13 protein-coding genes are annotated in these 15757 nt (G+C 68.6%); 10 read left to right on the top strand and 3 right to left on the bottom strand.

Features of this window, described 5'->3' with window-relative positions; translation table 11 throughout:
* Positions 1 to 97: 97 nt before the first annotated feature.
* Positions 98 to 1873, bottom strand: coding sequence for a hypothetical protein (locus CHC08_RS11750; protein ID WP_089207269.1), 1776 nt, complete (start codon positions 1871 to 1873; stop codon positions 98 to 100).
* A 297-nt stretch (positions 1874 to 2170) separates the two neighbouring features.
* Between CHC08_RS11750 and CHC08_RS11745 the strand changes: the two genes are divergently transcribed.
* Positions 2171 to 2629 carry a group II truncated hemoglobin gene (locus CHC08_RS11745; protein ID WP_089207268.1) on the top strand — a complete coding sequence of 153 codons (459 nt, stop codon included), beginning with the start codon at positions 2171 to 2173 and terminating at the stop codon, positions 2627 to 2629.
* Between the two features lie 11 nt (positions 2630 to 2640).
* Here the strand turns inward: CHC08_RS11745 and CHC08_RS11740 are convergent, their stop codons facing one another.
* Positions 2641 to 2946, bottom strand: a complete 306-nt coding sequence (locus CHC08_RS11740) for an alpha/beta fold hydrolase (RefSeq protein ID WP_179281989.1) — start codon at positions 2944 to 2946, stop codon at positions 2641 to 2643.
* 217 nt (positions 2947 to 3163) lie between these two features.
* Here CHC08_RS11740 and CHC08_RS11735 point away from each other — a divergent pair, with 217 nt between their 5' ends.
* The 4 genes from CHC08_RS11735 to CHC08_RS11720 all read left to right on the top strand — a co-directional run bounded on the left by CHC08_RS11735 (position 3164) and on the right by CHC08_RS11720 (position 9298).
* Positions 3164 to 4375, top strand: coding sequence for a hypothetical protein (locus CHC08_RS11735; RefSeq protein ID WP_089207267.1), 1212 nt, complete (start codon positions 3164 to 3166; stop codon positions 4373 to 4375).
* 474 nt (positions 4376 to 4849) lie between these two features.
* On the top strand, positions 4850 to 6580 hold the full coding sequence (locus CHC08_RS11730; protein ID WP_245878267.1) for an ABC transporter ATP-binding protein: 1731 nt from the start codon (positions 4850 to 4852) through the stop codon (positions 6578 to 6580).
* The gene (locus tag CHC08_RS11725) at positions 6577 to 8532 is read left to right on the top strand and encodes an ABC transporter ATP-binding protein (RefSeq protein WP_089207265.1); all 1956 of its coding nucleotides are present in this window, start codon (positions 6577 to 6579) and stop codon (positions 8530 to 8532) included. Before CHC08_RS11730 ends, CHC08_RS11725 begins: the two co-directional genes overlap by 4 nt.
* Positions 8533 to 8755: 223 nt before the next feature.
* On the top strand, positions 8756 to 9298 hold the full coding sequence (locus tag CHC08_RS11720) for a DUF305 domain-containing protein (protein WP_179281988.1): 543 nt from the start codon (positions 8756 to 8758) through the stop codon (positions 9296 to 9298).
* Between the two features lie 189 nt (positions 9299 to 9487).
* On the opposite strand, the gene CHC08_RS11715 is transcribed toward CHC08_RS11720, so the two are convergent.
* Positions 9488 to 10429, bottom strand: a complete 942-nt coding sequence (locus CHC08_RS11715) for a sulfite exporter TauE/SafE family protein (RefSeq protein WP_089207263.1) — start codon at positions 10427 to 10429, stop codon at positions 9488 to 9490.
* A gap of 667 nt (positions 10430 to 11096) precedes the next feature.
* Between CHC08_RS11715 and CHC08_RS11710 the strand changes: the two genes are divergently transcribed.
* From CHC08_RS11710 to CHC08_RS11690, 5 genes are all read left to right on the top strand, one after another.
* Positions 11097 to 11567, top strand: a complete 471-nt coding sequence (locus CHC08_RS11710) for a hypothetical protein (protein WP_089207262.1) — start codon at positions 11097 to 11099, stop codon at positions 11565 to 11567.
* Between the two features lie 538 nt (positions 11568 to 12105).
* On the top strand, positions 12106 to 12345 hold the full coding sequence (locus CHC08_RS11705; protein WP_089207261.1) for a hypothetical protein: 240 nt from the start codon (positions 12106 to 12108) through the stop codon (positions 12343 to 12345).
* 152 nt (positions 12346 to 12497) lie between these two features.
* Positions 12498 to 13829: a sugar ABC transporter substrate-binding protein gene (locus tag CHC08_RS11700; RefSeq protein ID WP_089207260.1), complete on the top strand. Its 1332-nt coding sequence runs from the start codon at positions 12498 to 12500 to the stop codon at positions 13827 to 13829.
* 70 nt (positions 13830 to 13899) lie between these two features.
* Entirely contained in the window at positions 13900 to 14919 is a 1020-nt protein-coding gene (locus CHC08_RS11695) for a carbohydrate ABC transporter permease (protein WP_245878266.1), read from the top strand.
* Positions 14912 to 15751, top strand: coding sequence for a carbohydrate ABC transporter permease (locus CHC08_RS11690; RefSeq protein ID WP_089207259.1), 840 nt, complete (start codon positions 14912 to 14914; stop codon positions 15749 to 15751). Before CHC08_RS11695 ends, CHC08_RS11690 begins: the two co-directional genes overlap by 8 nt.
* Positions 15752 to 15757: the final 6 nt, after the last annotated feature.

The raw sequence follows: 15757 nt of genomic DNA, 5'->3' as shown, positions 1-15757 counted from the left end.
GGACGTCGGCGTTGTAGTCGTGCCGGCGCGACAGGTCGGCTCGGCCACAACGGTAAGGGCGCAACACGGATCGTCTACGCGCGGGGCGGCTGCCCGGTTACCGTCGCGGACGGTGGACGATCTTCTTCGTGGAACGGCCGGGATAGACGACGATCAGGTGCTCCTCGACGGGCGCGTCGAGGTCGTCCTCGTCCCACTCGAACGCGCGGGCGTAGACGCGCATCCGGTAGCGGCCGGGGCCGTCGACGGCCAGGTTGGGCAGCGACCGGATCGCCCCGCTTTCGCCGCCCTCGGGATACGACGGCACGATCAGGCGGCCGCTGCGGCTGACGACGCCCACCTCGACCACCCGGTCCCAGCCCTTGAGCCGGAGAGGCGGGGCGGCGCCGAACGCCTTGACCGTGACGCACATCGGCGCGTTCTCGCCGTAGGTCGTGATGGCGGCGCTGCTGCCGGCGGCGTCGATGAACCCGTCGTCGATGGCCTTGAAGCGGTCGCCGCCCGCGCCCTCGGTGTCGTCCCGGTCGTCGAAGACGGCGTAGCCGCCCCCTTCGAAGAGCAGGTACGCGGCCGTGCCCTGCCGCCTGGCCCGCAGCTTCGGCCAGGGGTCGGCGCATCGGGCGTTCATCTCCGCCTCCCACGCGGCCTGCTCCCGCTCCCGTTCCCGCCCCTGTTCGGCCTGTTCACGCGCCTCGTCCGCCCGCTGCCGGGCGACGACGCCGGGGCACAGGAACTCCAGGGCGTCGCCGAGCTCGGCCACGTCCGCCGATCCGCCCGCCCGCCCGAGCAGCGCCCGCCGCTCCTCGACGCCGGGCACCGCGCACAGTTCCTCGCCGTACGCCAGGAGGCGCTGGTCCGGCAAGTTCTCCGGGAACATCGGCGTCCCCGTGTAGGTGCCGTCCCTGGCGAGGCAGAGGAACGCCTGTTGCCGGTCCTCCGGCCGGGTGTCGGCGTAGGAGCGGATCTGATCGCGGCAGCCCTCGTCCGCGCCGGTGAAGCTGAACCGGGCGTCTCCCTCGGCGCCGACCACAACAAGCGGCAGCACGAGCGCGGCGACGGCGGGCAGCCGCGGCCCGCGACCGGTGGCGGGCCGCGTGGCGGTTTCGGCGGCGGGCATGTCGGCGGGCCTGGCGAGCTCGTGCGCGGTGCGCACCAGCCACAACGTGGTGAGCGCGCCGAGCGCGTTCACCACCAGCCACGAACCGTCGAACGGCAGCAGCTCGCTCTGGAAGACGAGGCCGAACAGGGGGGAGGCCAGCGCGGCGACGAGGGCGATCCTCCCGATGTTGATCGTGGCGTCGCTCCACCGCCCGTCGCGGCGCTGCCCGACGAGGATCATCACCGTCCAGCCGATGCTCGCCAGTCCCAGCAGACTGATCGCCTGAAAGCCAGGGCCGTCGAGGAAGAACAGCGGTGCCGGGGTCAGCACGCCGATCAGGCCGAGCGCGAGGGCGATCGCCCGGAACCAGGCCGAGACCCCGGAGACGACCCGCACCAGCAGGATCATCGTGACGGCCCACATGACCAGGCTCGCGACGTACGCCACCGTGTTGGACAGCGCTTCGACGAACTCCCAGAGCACCAGGTCGCCGGCGACGCCCGCATAGAGCAGGCGCCGAAGCCAGACCACGTCGCGCGGCAGCCCCCCGGCACGCGGCAGCGCGGGACCGCGCAGCACCTGCCACAGCACCCACGCGTTGAACCCGCAGATGCCGGTGAGCAGGGGCCCCGGCCAGTCCCCTCCCTCCGCGAACACGGCCCACGTCGTGGCCGTCGCGGCCACCGACAGCGCCGACAGGTCGCCGGACACGGCGGCGAGCACCGCGGCGACGGCCACGGCGGCCAGGTAGAGCGCGACGACGACGGCGGCCACGCGCCCGAAGCGGTATCGGCCGGCGGCGGCCCAGAGGTGAGTGAAGATGCGAATGATCTTAGCGGTATGTCTTGGATACCCGTTCTGTCGCGCCATTCATGAGGGCAATGCCGCGTGAGTTCCGGAGAGAAGTCCACTCCGCCGCCAGGCTCTCCCATGTACGTGACAACGGCTTGCGTCCGGGCCGGAGAGCGGAGATCATGACCGAAAGAATGATCCGTGAGAAGGGCCGCCACCGCGGTCCGGGATCTTCTTGTTTCCCGATGATTACTTGACATGGCGTGTAATGATGTAACTGTGGCCACACTCTTCGAACATGCCGGTGGGCTCAAGGGCCTCCGCCGATTCAATGAGATCTTCTACAGCAGCGTCCTGTCCGACCCGCTGCTCCAGCCGCTCTTCGGCGAGGGTCGCCCCCATCACGTCGCGCACCTGTCGGCCTTCACCGCGGAGACCTTCGGCGGGCCCACGACATTCACCGACGAGATGGGCGGGTTCCTGGGGCTCATCGCGGTGCACCGCGGCCTGAAGATCACCGAAGAGCAGCGACAGCGGTTCGTCGACCTGTACATGGCGGCGGCCGACACGGCGGAGCTACCCGATGACGCGCCCTTCCGGGAGGCGCTCCGCTCCCACGTGGAGTTCGGCACGCAGGTGGCCAAGCAGAACTCCCACGCCGAGACCGACGACCAGCTGCACCCCCTGCGCGAGGTCCCGCACTGGGACTGGCCCGCGCCCCGCGACGACCACGCGTGATCAAACCTCCTCTACTCCGTCAGCTGGACCGCGCCGTACGCGCGCCGTTCGTAAACCTTCTCGATGCCCAGGTGGTCGAGAAGCTGCTTGACGTGCTCCGCGCCGCCTTCGATGCTGAGCTCGGCCGTCTTCAGGGTGCTGCCGTTGCAGCCCGCCCGGGAGTAGCTGATGAGCTGGTAGTTCTCCATCAGCGGCGGATAGAACCTCAGCGGTGTGATGAGGCTGTCGGCGATGCTGGTGCCGTGGATGCACACCACCGGCTCGGGGGCGTCGCCCGCGCGCCGCGCGTCCTCGCAGCGCTCCACCAGGACCGTCATGCGCTCGTGCAGCAGCGCCCACGAGGCTTGCGCCAGGGCACGAAGTTGCTCATGGCGTAGTACATCTCGAACACGAACCCCGCCCGGCCCTCGGACCCGGCCCGGGTTTCCTGCCCGGGGTTCCCGGCCCGGCGAGAACGGGCTTGCACGCGGGGCGGGCGACGTGCATCATGGCGGACATGATGATCTATGGAAAGGGCGACCACCGCCCCAGCCGGTGAAGCCCGGCACCTGGAAGCCGGGTGACGCCCTCGTCGGCGACAGCCCCACCTTCCTCGCTCACGCACTCGAGATGTCCCTGCGGTACGGCGTCGGCCCGTGGCCAGAAGAGGCTCAGCTGCTCCCCGACGAACCTCCCCGCGCCGACGACGGCGAGGTGTTCATCAGCACCGCCGTCCTGGACGGGATACGCACCCATCACTTCGCCCCCGGTTCCGACCCCGGCGCGGTCGGCGAGATCGCCGACCTGATGCAGTCCCTCGTCACCGCTCCGCCGCACCCGGACGACCTGGCCCGGCTGCACGAGCGGGCGGCGGACCCACCCGCGCTGGACATCGCCGACGCTCTCCTCGACGAGCTGCGGCGCAGGAAGTTGCCGAGGGACAGGCTGCACGCCGTGGGACGGCATCTGGCCGAGCACGGCACCCGGCGCAACGCCACGAAGATCGGGCTCGTGCTCGTCGGCGCCTGCGGCGACATCAGTGACCGCGGCCTGCTCCTCCTCCTCGGAGCGCTGGAGGAGTTCACCCTCTACGCCGTGGTCGCCCTGACGCGCACCCAGCCCGACCCGCAGCGGGCGGCATACGAGCTGGCCCGCCGCGTCCGGGGCTGGGGCCGCATCCACGCCGTCGAGCGGCTGGAGGGCTGTGACGACCCGGAGGTCAAGGCCTGGCTCCTGCGGGACGGCTTCCGCAACGGGATCATGGGTGAGTATCTGGCCCACCTCGCCGCGACGACCGGTGACCTGTACTCCGCACTCCTGGAATCCGAGATCGACGACGACCTGCTCGACGGCGCGGGCGAGATCCTGTCCGCCCTCGCCCTCGGCGGCCCGGCCAAGGACATGACCGACTACCCGGACGCCGTACCGGCCCTGAGCCGGTACGCGGAGCTGATCGACTGGCACGAGGCGACCGTCGGGCGGCTCAACCACCTGCTCGGCATCGTCTGGTTCCTGCGGCATCCCCTGGAGGGGCTGGACTGGTCCGGTGACGATCTTCAGGTGCTGCGCGACCGCTACGAGGAGCTGCTGCGGCAGCCCCGATGGCAGGATCTCGTTCTCGACCACCTGGCGGACCCGTTCCGGAAGGACTTCGCCGCGAGCCCGACGACGAGGTCCGCGAGCAGATGGCCGCCCTCACCGCCGGGAGGACACGATGACCCACGAGGCGCGACGGCCACGGGAGCGATGACAACCGCGGGAATGTGACACCGGCCGCGGGAGCACGACGGTCGCGGGCGGGACCCGGTGGAGGCACCGGGCCCCGCCCGCGCGGGAGCGGGCTGTCGCTGTTTACTGCCGGACCCCGTCCGCGGGAACGGGCTCCTTCGCGGAGTCCTCCGGAAGAGCGGATGAAAGCCAAGGTCGTAGGGGTTACCTGCCCCGGCGGTGACAACATGACCGCCTCGAAACAAGTTGTCAACGTCGTGCCCGGACACGGAAACTAGGTGGTCGCCCGCACCGCGGGTGACGGTGATCCGACGGGGCGTCCGGCCAGGAGCGGGGCACGGAAAACCAGTTGACGGGGGATCTAACCTTAGCGGGCCCTTCGTCCCGAAAGGTGATCATCTCAACTGGAGACCGTGAGGAGCGTGCTGCCTGCTGATGCCCCCTGATACCGCAGTCCCCGATCAAACGTCCGAAACACCCCCGTCTGAGCCCGCCCGCCCGCACCGCAGCAGGATGAACTCGCTGTGGCGCATGAAGTCCTACCTCCGCCCCTACGCCGTCCGCCTGATCCTCATCTGGCTGCCGTCCCTCGGCGCGGTCGGGATCGGCATCGTCATCCCGCTGGTCGGCAAGGAGATCATCGACGGCCCCGTCGCCCGAGGCGACACCGGGGCGCTCCTCCCCCTCTCGCTGCTCGCCCTGGCGCTGGGCGTGCTGGAGGCGCTGTTCGTCCTCCTGCGGCGGTGGTTCCTGGCCGATGCCGTGCTCGGCCTGGAGACCAGCATCCGCGACGACCTCTACCAGCACCTGCAGCGGCTGCCGATGAGCTTCCACGGCTCCTGGCAGTCCGGCCAGCTGCTGTCCCGCGCGACGACCGACCTGTCGACGATCCGGCGGTTCCTCGGTTTCGGTCTGCTCTTCCTCGTCCTGATCACCCTGCAGATCATCACGGTGACCTGGCTGCTGCTGCAGATGTACTGGCCGCTCGGCCTGCTGGTCGTCGCCTCGGTGGTGCCGGTTCTGGTCACCTCCCTGAACTTCGAGCGCCAGTACATCACGATCTCCCGGCGGGTCCAGGACCAGCAGGGCGACCTCGCCACCGTCGTCGAGGAGTCCGCGGCCGGGATCCGCACCATCAAGGCCTACGGCCGCCGCCGGTACGTCTTCGGCACCTTCGACGAGGGAGCCCTCAAGGTCTACGAGACCTCGATGGAGAAGGTACGGCTGTCGGCCAGGTTCTTCACCTTCCTCGAAGTCATCCCGAACATCACCCTCGCGCTCGTGCTGCTGCTCGGCGCTCTCGCCGTCGGCTCCGGCTCGCTGACGACGGGCTCGCTGGTGGCCTTCACCACGCTGATGCTGCAGCTGGTCTGGCCCATCTCGGCCCTCGGCTTCATCCTGACGATGGGCCAGGAGGCGATGACCGCGGCGGACCGGGTCATGGAGGTGCTCGACACCGAACCGGAGATCGTCGGAGGCACCGGGGTGATCGAGAACCCGCGCGGCCACCTTCGCTTCGAGGGCGCGGAGTTCCGCTTCCCAGGCGCCGCCGAACCGGTGCTCCGTGACGTCTGGCTGGAGGTACGGCCGGGCGAGACGGTGGCGATCGTCGGCGCGACGGGGTCGGGCAAGACGACGTTGACCGCCCTGGTGCCCCGGCTGTACGACGTCAGCGCGGGCCGGGTCACGATCGACGGGCACGACGTCCGGGATCTGTCGCTGCCCGCGCTCCGCTCGATGGTCGCCACGGCCTTCGAGGAGCCGACCCTGTTCTCGATGAGCGTCAGGGAGAACCTCACGCTCGGACGGCACGACGCCACCGAGGAGGAGATCGCGGAGGCGGTGCGGATCGCCCAGGCCGGGTTCGTCCACCGGTTGCCGTGGGGTCTGGAGACCAGGATCGGCGAGCAGGGCATGTCCCTGTCCGGCGGTCAGCGCCAGCGCCTCGCGCTGGCCCGCGCCGTCCTCAGCCGGCCCCGCATCCTCGTGCTGGACGACACCCTGTCCGCCCTGGACGTCGAGACCGAGGCCCTGGTGGAGGAGGCGCTCCGGCATGTGCTGCGTGACGCCACCGGGATCGTCGTCGCGCATCGGGCGTCCACCGTACTGCTCGCCGACAAGGTGGCACTGCTGCTGGACGGCACGATCGCGCACGTCGGCCACCACCACGAACTGCTGGCGAGCGTGCCGGAGTATCGCGCCCTGCTCTCCAGCGACCCGGACATCGAGGAGGCCGTGCGATGAGCCAGACCAGAGCCGAAGCCGAGAACGAAGCCGAGAACGCCGAGAACGCCGGAAACAAGACCGGGCCTGCGACCGGGGCCGAGGCAGAGACCAAGACCGGGACCGATGCCGAGATCGGTGAGCAGGACTGGCGCGGCGTCGCCGCCGAGGATCAGGACGAGCTGTCCGAGCAGGTGTCCTTCCTGCTCCGCAGCCGGTCCAGGCGGCTGCTCGGCGACCTGCTGCGCCCGTACCGCAGGGAGATCATCCTGCTCGTCGCGGTCATCGTGCTCTCCAACGTGGCCGCGCTCTCCATCCCCTACCTGATCAAGGTGGGCATCGACTCGGGCATTCCCCCGATGCTCGCGGGCAAGGAGCCGACCACGCTGGTGACGGTCGTCGCGGTGATCCTGACGGCCGCGATCACCCAGGCCGTGACCCGGATGGTGTTCCTGCGGATGGCAGGCCGCATCGGTCAGAACATCCTGCTGGAGTTGCGGCGCCGGGTCTTCGACCACTTCCAGAAGCTGTCGCTGTCCTTCCACGACAACTACACCTCGGGCCGGGTCGTCTCCCGGCTCACCTCCGACATCGACGCCATCTCCGAGATGCTGCAGTCGGGCTTCGACGGTCTCGTCACCGCCGTGCTGACGCTGGTCGGCACGGCGGTCCTGCTGCTCGTCCTGGATGTTCCCCTGGGCCTGGTCGCCCTGCTGCCGCTGCCGATCCTGCTGCTGTTCACCCGCTGGTTCCGGCGGCAGTCGAGCCTCATCTACCGCAGGACCCGCGAGACCGTGGCCCTGGTGATCGTCCACTTCGTGGAGTCGATGACCGGCATGCGCGCGGTCCAGGCGTTCCGCAGGGAGCCGCGCAACCAGGCGATCTTCTCCCAGCTGAACGTCGACTACCGGGACGCCAACAAGCAGAGCATGCAGCTGATCGCGGTCTTCATGCCGGGCGTCAAGCTGATCGGGAACGTCACGATCGCGGTCGTCCTGTTCTACGGCGGATGGCGGCATATCGACGGCCACATCGAGATCGGCGTGCTCGCCGCGTTCCTGCTCTACCTGCGCCAGTTCTACGAGCCGATGCAGGAGATCTCGCAGTTCTACAACACCTTCCAGTCGGCCGGCGCGGCGCTGGAGAAGCTCTCCGGCGTGCTGGAGGAGCGCCCGGAGGTGGCCGAGCCCCGCGATCCCGTGGCGCTGGAACGGCCACGCGGGGAGGTCAGGTTCGAGGCGGTGGAGTTCTCCTATCTGGACGGCACCCCCGTGCTGCCCCGGATGGAGCTGACGGTCCCGGCGGGGCAGACCGTGGCACTGGTCGGCACCACCGGGGCCGGCAAGACCACGCTGGCGAAGCTGGTCGCCAGGTTCTACGACCCCGTGGCCGGCCGGGTGCTGCTGGACGGCGTCGACCTGCGTGATCTCGGCGAGGACACGCTGCGCAAGGCGGTGGTGCTGGTGACCCAGGAGAACTTCCTGTTCTCCGGCTCCGTCGCCGACAACATCCTGTTCGGCCGGCCCGGCTCCACCATGGCCGAGGTGGTCGAGGCCGCCCGGTCCATCGGCGCCCACGACTTCATCTCGGCGCTTCCCGAGGGGTACGACACCTCCGTCGGCAAGCACGGCGGACGGCTGTCGGCGGGGCAGCGGCAGCTGGTGGCGTTCGCCAGGGCCTTCCTCGCCGATCCCGCGATCCTGATCCTCGACGAGGCGACCTCCAGCCTGGACGTCTCCAGCGAGCGGCTGGTACAGCGGGCGATGCAGACGATCCTCGCGGACCGGACCGCTCTGATCATCGCTCACCGGCTGTCGACCGTGGAGATCGCCGACCGGGTGCTCGTGATGGACGGCGGCAGGATCGTCGAGGACGGCCCGCCCGACCGGCTCATCGCGGATGCCGGCCGCTTCGCCGGTCTGCACCGCGCCTGGCTGGACAGCATCTCGGAACACCAGGGCATGCCCGACTAGCTCAGCGCCCGGGAATGAGGAGTTCGGGGCGTATCAGCACTTCAGTGCGTAAAAATGCGGGCTCGGTCACTTTTCCTGGCAAGCAGTGAACCCTGTCCGCGAGGTGCGCGTATTCCCCTGTGGAACGACACGGACGATCCTTCCACGGCCAGAGAAAAGGGACAGCATCCTCATGAGCACCCGGCGATCACACAGGCACCGGTCTCTGGCCGCAGTCGTGTTGATGTCCACCACACTGATCGCCGGGTGCTCGGCCGCGGCCGAAGTGTCTCCGCCCCCCGCGGGCGCGGCGGCCAACGCGGCCGGTGCGCCCACCCGGGTCGAGGCGGACGTGCGTTTCTCCCAGGAGATGATCACCCATCACTGGCAGACGATCCAGCTCGCCGAGCTGGCGGCCGACCGGAGCACCGACACGTATGTGCGCGAACTGGCGGAGAAGATCAAGAAGGGCGAGTCGGCCGACATCGAGCTCATGTCCGGCTGGCTCCGGTCGTGGAAGGTCGAGGTTCCGGCGAGGAACGACGATGCCCTCCACGAGATGCCGGGCATGCTGTCCGCCACGCAGATCTCATCCCTGAGGAGAAGGTCCGGTGCCGACTTCGACAAGCTGTGGCTGAGCGTGCTGGGCAAGCATCTCGGCAGCGGCGTCCAGATGGCGCAGATCGTGGTCGCCCTGGGACAGCACGGCCCGACCGGTGACCTGGCGAAGAAGATGGTCGACGACCAGAGCGCCCAGATCTCGGAGATCACCGAGCGGCTCGCCTGAACCGGCGAGCCGCTCGGACTCGACCCGCCGCTCCCTTGACCCTCAACCCGTTCGGCCGTCGACCCGTTCAACCGTCGGCCCTCGACTCGCCACCTCTTCGACTCGCCACCTTCGACCCGTTCGGCCCTCGACCCGTTCAGCCGTCGACCCTCGACTCGCCGCCCTCGACCCGTTCGGCCGTGGGCCCGTTCAGCGAGTGGAGCCCGCCGCCCCTTCCACGACCGGACCTCTTTCCAGCCCCTCGATCGCCTCGACCGACTCGTTGTCGCGGTCGCGGCGGTATTCGCGGAGCGAGTAGGCGATGGACGCCGCCCAGATGACGGCGATGGCGAGGTAGGTGGCGGTCTGAACGTTGCCGGGGGCATTGACCATGTCGCTGCGCAGCAGGGTGCGCACGTTGGTCAGGATGATCACACCGCCCACCGCCGAGCCCAGGATGCGCGGCGGGATGTGGCGCACCAGCCAGGCGGCGATCGGGGCGGCGATGACGCCGCCGAGCAGCAGGACGGCGACCCAGGCGAAGTCGATGTTCTCGGAGCCGAGACCGAAGAAGAAGCCGATGCTGGCGGCGATGGCGACGAGGAACTCGCTGGCGTCGATGGAGCCGATCACCTTGCGCGGGGGGATACGGCCGCTGGCCAGGATGGCGGGGGTGCCGACCGGTCCCCATCCGCCGCCGCCGGTGGCGTCGACGAAGCCCGCGACCAGGCCGAGCGGCCCGAGGAAGCGCTTGCGCAACGGCTTGCCCAGGTTGCCGCGCGGCAGGCCGAAGGCGGTGAAGCGGATCAGGACGTACGCGCCCAGCGTCAGCAGGATGATCGACATGATCGGGGCCGCGACCTCGGTGGAGAGGCCGGACAGGAACGTCGCTCCGGCGAACGCGCCGACGGCGCCGGGGATGCCGATCTTGGCGACGACCTTCCAGTCGATGTTGTCGAAGCGCCAGTGGGAGATGCCGGAGGCCAGGGTGGTGCCGATCTCGGCGAGGTGGACGGTGGCCGACGCGGCGGCGGGGTTGGTACCGACCGCCAGCAGCAAGGTCGTCGAGGTGACGCCATAGGCCATGCCCAGGCTGCCGTCGACGAGCTGCGCCACAAAACCGACGATGCCCAAGAGGATGAGTGCGCGCAAAATCGCCACCTTCCCGCTTTCCCTACTCCATTGATAGGAATTATCTTAAATTAGAGCCAGAGGACCATCAAGGCGCATCGCGGGTCGGCGATCTCATGCATTGGACTGTTTTGCTCAGTATTTGTCATTACTTGTTATAAAGATCCCCGCCACCCATCCCATTTCGATCATCGGTGACGACCGAGATATTCACGGAGTGCCCCGGCGGGCACGGAGCCGCCGTCACCCGGTGGCGAATTCCGCCTCATGACGCGCCGGCGCCGCCGTTCGATCAGAGACGACGGTGGCGCGCCGGGCCCCGGGGCATAAACCTGGGCGACGAGCGAGCCCGCCCTCGACGGCGGCGACACGAAGAGGGCACATCCTCGTCGCGGAGGACCAGGCAGATCCGGCAGGGAGGCACTACCGCGTGACGGCTCGAAACGACGATCGACCAGAAGGCCGGCCCGAGCCCACACGGACGACCGGGGGCACTGATGCCGAAGGCACGGGCGCCGGAAGTGCAAGGGCCGGAGGCGCGGGCGCCGGAAGTACGGATGCCGGAGGCGTCGCTCACCGCGGCGTGCGGGACGCCGGCGCGACAACTCCCGTGGTGCTCGCGAGCGGTCATCTGGTCGACAGACCCGATCGGCCGAGCCCCCGCTTTCCCCCCTCACGCGTTCCGTGGGTGACGGATCTGGTGGGTGGAGCCCTCGACGAGTGGCGCGTCGGGCCGGGCGCGATCGTGATCTGCGGTGGTGCCCGCGGCGCGGACATCATCGCGGCCGAGGAGGGGCACTCCCGCGGCGCCCGCGTCGTGCTCTGCCTCGCGCTGCCACCCGAGGAGTTCGAACGACGCTCGGTGGACCTGCCGGGTACCGAATGGCGTGAGCGGTTCCGCCGCCTGCTCAAGGTCGCCGAGGTCAGGCAGCTGCCCGAGGGGGTCGTCGACGCGTCCGCCGACGGTGAGGTGTTCGACCGCGCCAACGAGTGGATGATCGACATGGCCCACCGTCTCGCCCGCAGGCCGTACGCGGTCGTCGTCTGGGACGGACAGCCGGGCGACGGCCGCGGCGGGACCTCCGACCTCATCCGGCAGCTGGGCTATCCGGCGGACGATCCGCGCATACGGGTGATCGATCCGACGCCGCCCGGGTGAGCACGTCGGTGAGGGGCCACGTCCAGTTACTCCTTGAGTGCCCTGTTGGGGGCCTCGAATGCCGGCTTCGCCATGGAGGCGGAGATCCTCAGAAACAGTGGGGTGCCTGCCGCCGCGTATGGCGACAGGACGGGAGAGCGCTCTCCAGAAAGAGTGGACCCAGGCATCGGGAGCTGTCAAGACTCAGCCCTCGCCCAATCCGAAACCCGCTGTTCACGCGGGAGAAACGGGATCGCGAAGGGAGTGGGGCCCTCCGCCCTCCACCGGCGTCGTCCACCGGGCGGTCCGGCGGTCAGAGAGCGCTCCCTGAGCGTCCATCTTCCCCTGGTTTCGTACACTCAGTGGTTACACAGCGATAACAAGACGGAAAAATTCGCCCATTAGGGGATTTAATCCCTTCCAAGTGGGCTTCAAGACGGGGAACAGCCAGGGGGAGGCTTGACAGCCCCTGATGCACAGGAGCACTCTCCATCTGGAGAGCGCTCTCCCGTCACGCCGCCCTGCACCGCGGCAGACACCCCGCTCCAAGGAAGAGGCCGTGTACCCATCCCGAAGTCCTGGCAGGCGCCCCCGGCGCCTGCTCGCCACCCCGATCGCGGTGACCACATCCGGTCCCCCCGCCGTCGGCTTGGCCACGTCCGCCGGCAGGCTGCTGCCGGTGGGCAAGGACGTGACGGCCTCCTCCTTCTCCGATGACGCCGCGCACAGCCCGGCCGGCCTCCTCGGCGATCCCCACCAGACAGGACCACCGACCACCTCGTGCGGGCACCCCCGATGATCACTGAGGTCTGAGGCCTCCGGACCCGCCGGGACGGGCCCCACAGCCCCGGAGGCCCCTCGCAGATACAGCGGTCATGCCGCTCACGCACCACGGAAAACCGGCTCCGGCCTCCACCCAGCCCGGGGTCACGACCGATTGAGAGAACGACTGTGCAGATACGAAAGCTCGGCATCATCGCGATAGCGGGAGCGCTCACGCTCTCCGCCGCCGCCTGCGGCGGCGACGACACCGGATCCGGCGCAGCCGGCGGATCCACGGAGGCCGCCGCGCCCAAGACGCTCACCTACTGGGCGTCCAACCAGGGCACCAGCCTGGACAACGACAAGCAGGTGCTCCAGCCCGAGCTGGACAAATTCGAGAAGCAGACCGGCATCAAGGTAAACCTCGAAGTCGTTCCCTGGGCCGACCTGCTCAACCGGATCCTCGCCGCCACCACCTCCGGGCAGGGCCCGGACGTACTCAACATCGGCAACACCTGGTCCGCCTCGCTGCAGGCCACCGGCGCCTTCGTCCCCTGGGACGACGCGCTGCTGGCAAAGGTCGGAGGCAAGGAGCGCTTCCTCGGCCCGAGCCTGGCCGCCACCGGCGCCGCGGGGCAGCCGCCCACCGCGCTCCCGATCTACGGGATGACCTACGGCCTCTTCTACAACAAGAAGCTGTTCAGCGAGGCGGGCATCGCGGAGCCGCCGAAGACCTGGGACGAGCTGATCGCCGACGGCAAGAAGCTCACCAAGGGTGACAAGTGGGGCCTGGCCGTGGAAGGTGCCAGCGTCAGCGAGAACGCCCACCACGCCTTCATCTTCGGCCAGCAGCACGGCTCGGACCTGTTCGACGCCACCGGCAAGCCCCAGTTCGACTCCCCCAAGCAGGTCGCCGCGATCAAGCAGTACCTGGACCTGATGGCCGTACACAAGATCGTCAACCCGAGCAACGCCGAATACTCGAACGGCACCGAGGCCGTCCAGGACTTCACCTCCGGCAAGGCCGCGATGCTGATGTGGCAGTCCATCGCCAGCCAGACGAAGGCCGCCGGCATGACCGATGAGGACTACGGCCTCGCCCCCATCCCGCTGCCCGACCCCGCCCAGGGCGGCAAGCAGGTCAACGGCATGGTGGCCGGCATCAACCTGGCCATCTTCAAGAGCAGCAAGAACCAGGACGCGGCCCTGCAGTTCGTCAAGTTCATGACGAGCAAGGAGACGCAGCAGACCCTGAACAAGACCTACGGCTCGCTCCCCACCGTCACGGACGCCTATGACGACCCGGCGTTCCAGACTCCGATGATCAAGACCTTCCAGGAGATCCTCGGCACCACGGCGGCCCCGCTGCCCCAGGTGGCCGAGGAGAGCCAGTTCGAGACCCTGGTCGGAACGGCCATGAACAAGATGTTCGCGGACGCGGCCAGTGGCACGCCGATCACCGATGAGTACGTCAAGTCCAAGCTGACCGACGCGAACGAGCAGATGCAGGCCGGCGGCTGATCTCTTCGTTCCAGACGCGGTGCCGGGCGGCGATCCGCCCGGCACCGATAACCTATTTCACGAGATCGAGATGATGTTCATGGTCGTGTCCACCACGCCCCGCCCCGATGCGGGGCGCGGGGCCGGTCCGCCTTCCGGCGCCCCGCATCGGCGCAGAGGAAGGATCTTCGCCCGGATCCCGGTGCGGTTTCGCCGTCTCAGCCTGCCGTACCTGCTGATCCTTCCGGCGATCCTCCTGGAACTCCTCATCCACGTGGTGCCGATGGTGATCGGCATCTGGATGAGCTTCCTCAAGCTCACCCAGTTCTATCTCCGGAACTGGTCGGCCGCTCCGTCCGTGGGGCTGTCCAACTACCGCATCGCGGTCGACTTCGACTCCGCGGTGGGCAGCTCCCTGCTCCACTCCTTCCTCGTCACCGTCGTCTTCACCGTGCTGACGGTCGCCCTGTCGTGGCTGCTGGGCACCATGGGGGCGGTCCTGATGCAGGGCGCCTTCCGCGGCAGGGGCGTGCTCCGCGCGCTGTTCCTGGTCCCCTACGCGCTCCCCGTCTACGCCGGGGTGATCACCTGGAGCTTCATGCTCCAGCGCGACTCGGGTCTGGTCAACCACATCCTCGTCCAGCTCCACCTGGCCGATGCCGGTGACCGCCCGTTCTGGCTCATCGGCGACAACAGCTTCATCTCGCTGATCGTGGTCTGCGTCTGGCGGACCTGGCCGTTCGCCTTCCTGGTGCTCATGGCCGGGCTGCAGAACATCGCCGGCGACCTCTACGAGGCCTCGGCGATCGACGGGGCCGGCTGGTGGCGGCAACTGCGCTCGATCACCATGCCCATGCTGCGCCCCGTCAACCAGGTCGTGGTCCTGGTGCTGTTCCTGTGGACCTTCAACGACTTCAACACGCCCTACGTGCTCTTCGGAAAGTCAGCGCCGGAACAAGCCGACCTGATCTCCATTCACATCTACCAGAGCTCGTTCGTCACCTGGAACTTCGGCTCCGGCTCGGCGATGTCCGTGCTGCTCCTGCTGTTCCTGCTGGTGGTGACCTCCATCTATCTGGTGGCGACCTCGCGAAGGAGGAGCGATGCGTGAGCCCCGCTGGCTGCCCTGGGCCCGCTGGATCGGTCTCGGCTTCCTCAGCCTGTTCACGCTCACTCCGATCTACGTGATGGTGACCTCGGCGATCAAGCCGCTGAGCGACGTGCAGGGCGACTTCCACTGGCTTCCCACCACGATCAGCCTGCGGCCCTTCGTCGACATCTGGAAGACCATCCCGCTGGCCCGTTACTTCGGCAACAGCCTCGTCGTGGCGACGGTCGCCTCCCTGGCGTCGGTGACGGTGGCGATCTTCGCCGCCTACGCGATCAGCCGTTTCAAGTTCCCCGGCCGGAGGATCTTCTCCGTCACCGTGCTGTCCACCCAGATGTTCCCCGGCATCCTCTTCCTGCTGCCGCTCTTCATGATTTTCGTGAACCTCAGCAACGTCATCGGCATCAACCTCTACGGCAGCCTCACCGGGTTGATCATCACATACCTGACCTTCTCGCTGCCGTTCTCCATCTGGATGCTGGTCGGCTACTTCGACTCCATCCCCATCGCGCTGGACGAGGCCGCCCAGGTCGACGGCAGCGGGCCGATCGGCGCCCTGATGCGGGTGGTCATCCCCGCCGCGATGCCGGGCATCGTGGCGGTCACCGTCTACGCCTTCATGACCGCGTGGGGAGAGGTGCTCTTCGCCTCGGTGATGACCGACGACTCCACCCGCACCCTGGCCGTCGGGCTACAGGGATACGCCACCCAGAACGACGTCTACTGGAACCAGGTGATGGCCGCCTCCCTCGTGGTCAGCATCCCCGTAGTGGCCGGTTTCCTGCTCCTGCAGCGCTTCCTGGTGCAGGGCCTCACCGCGGGCGCGGTCAAGTAGCCCGCC

It is taken from the genome of Streptosporangium subroseum, from assembly GCF_900188345.1.
GTDB lineage: Bacteria > Actinomycetota > Actinomycetes > Streptosporangiales > Streptosporangiaceae > Streptosporangium > Streptosporangium subroseum.
Note: the sequence above shows the minus strand (reverse complement) of the source record. Positions and strands in the feature narration are given on the sequence as shown.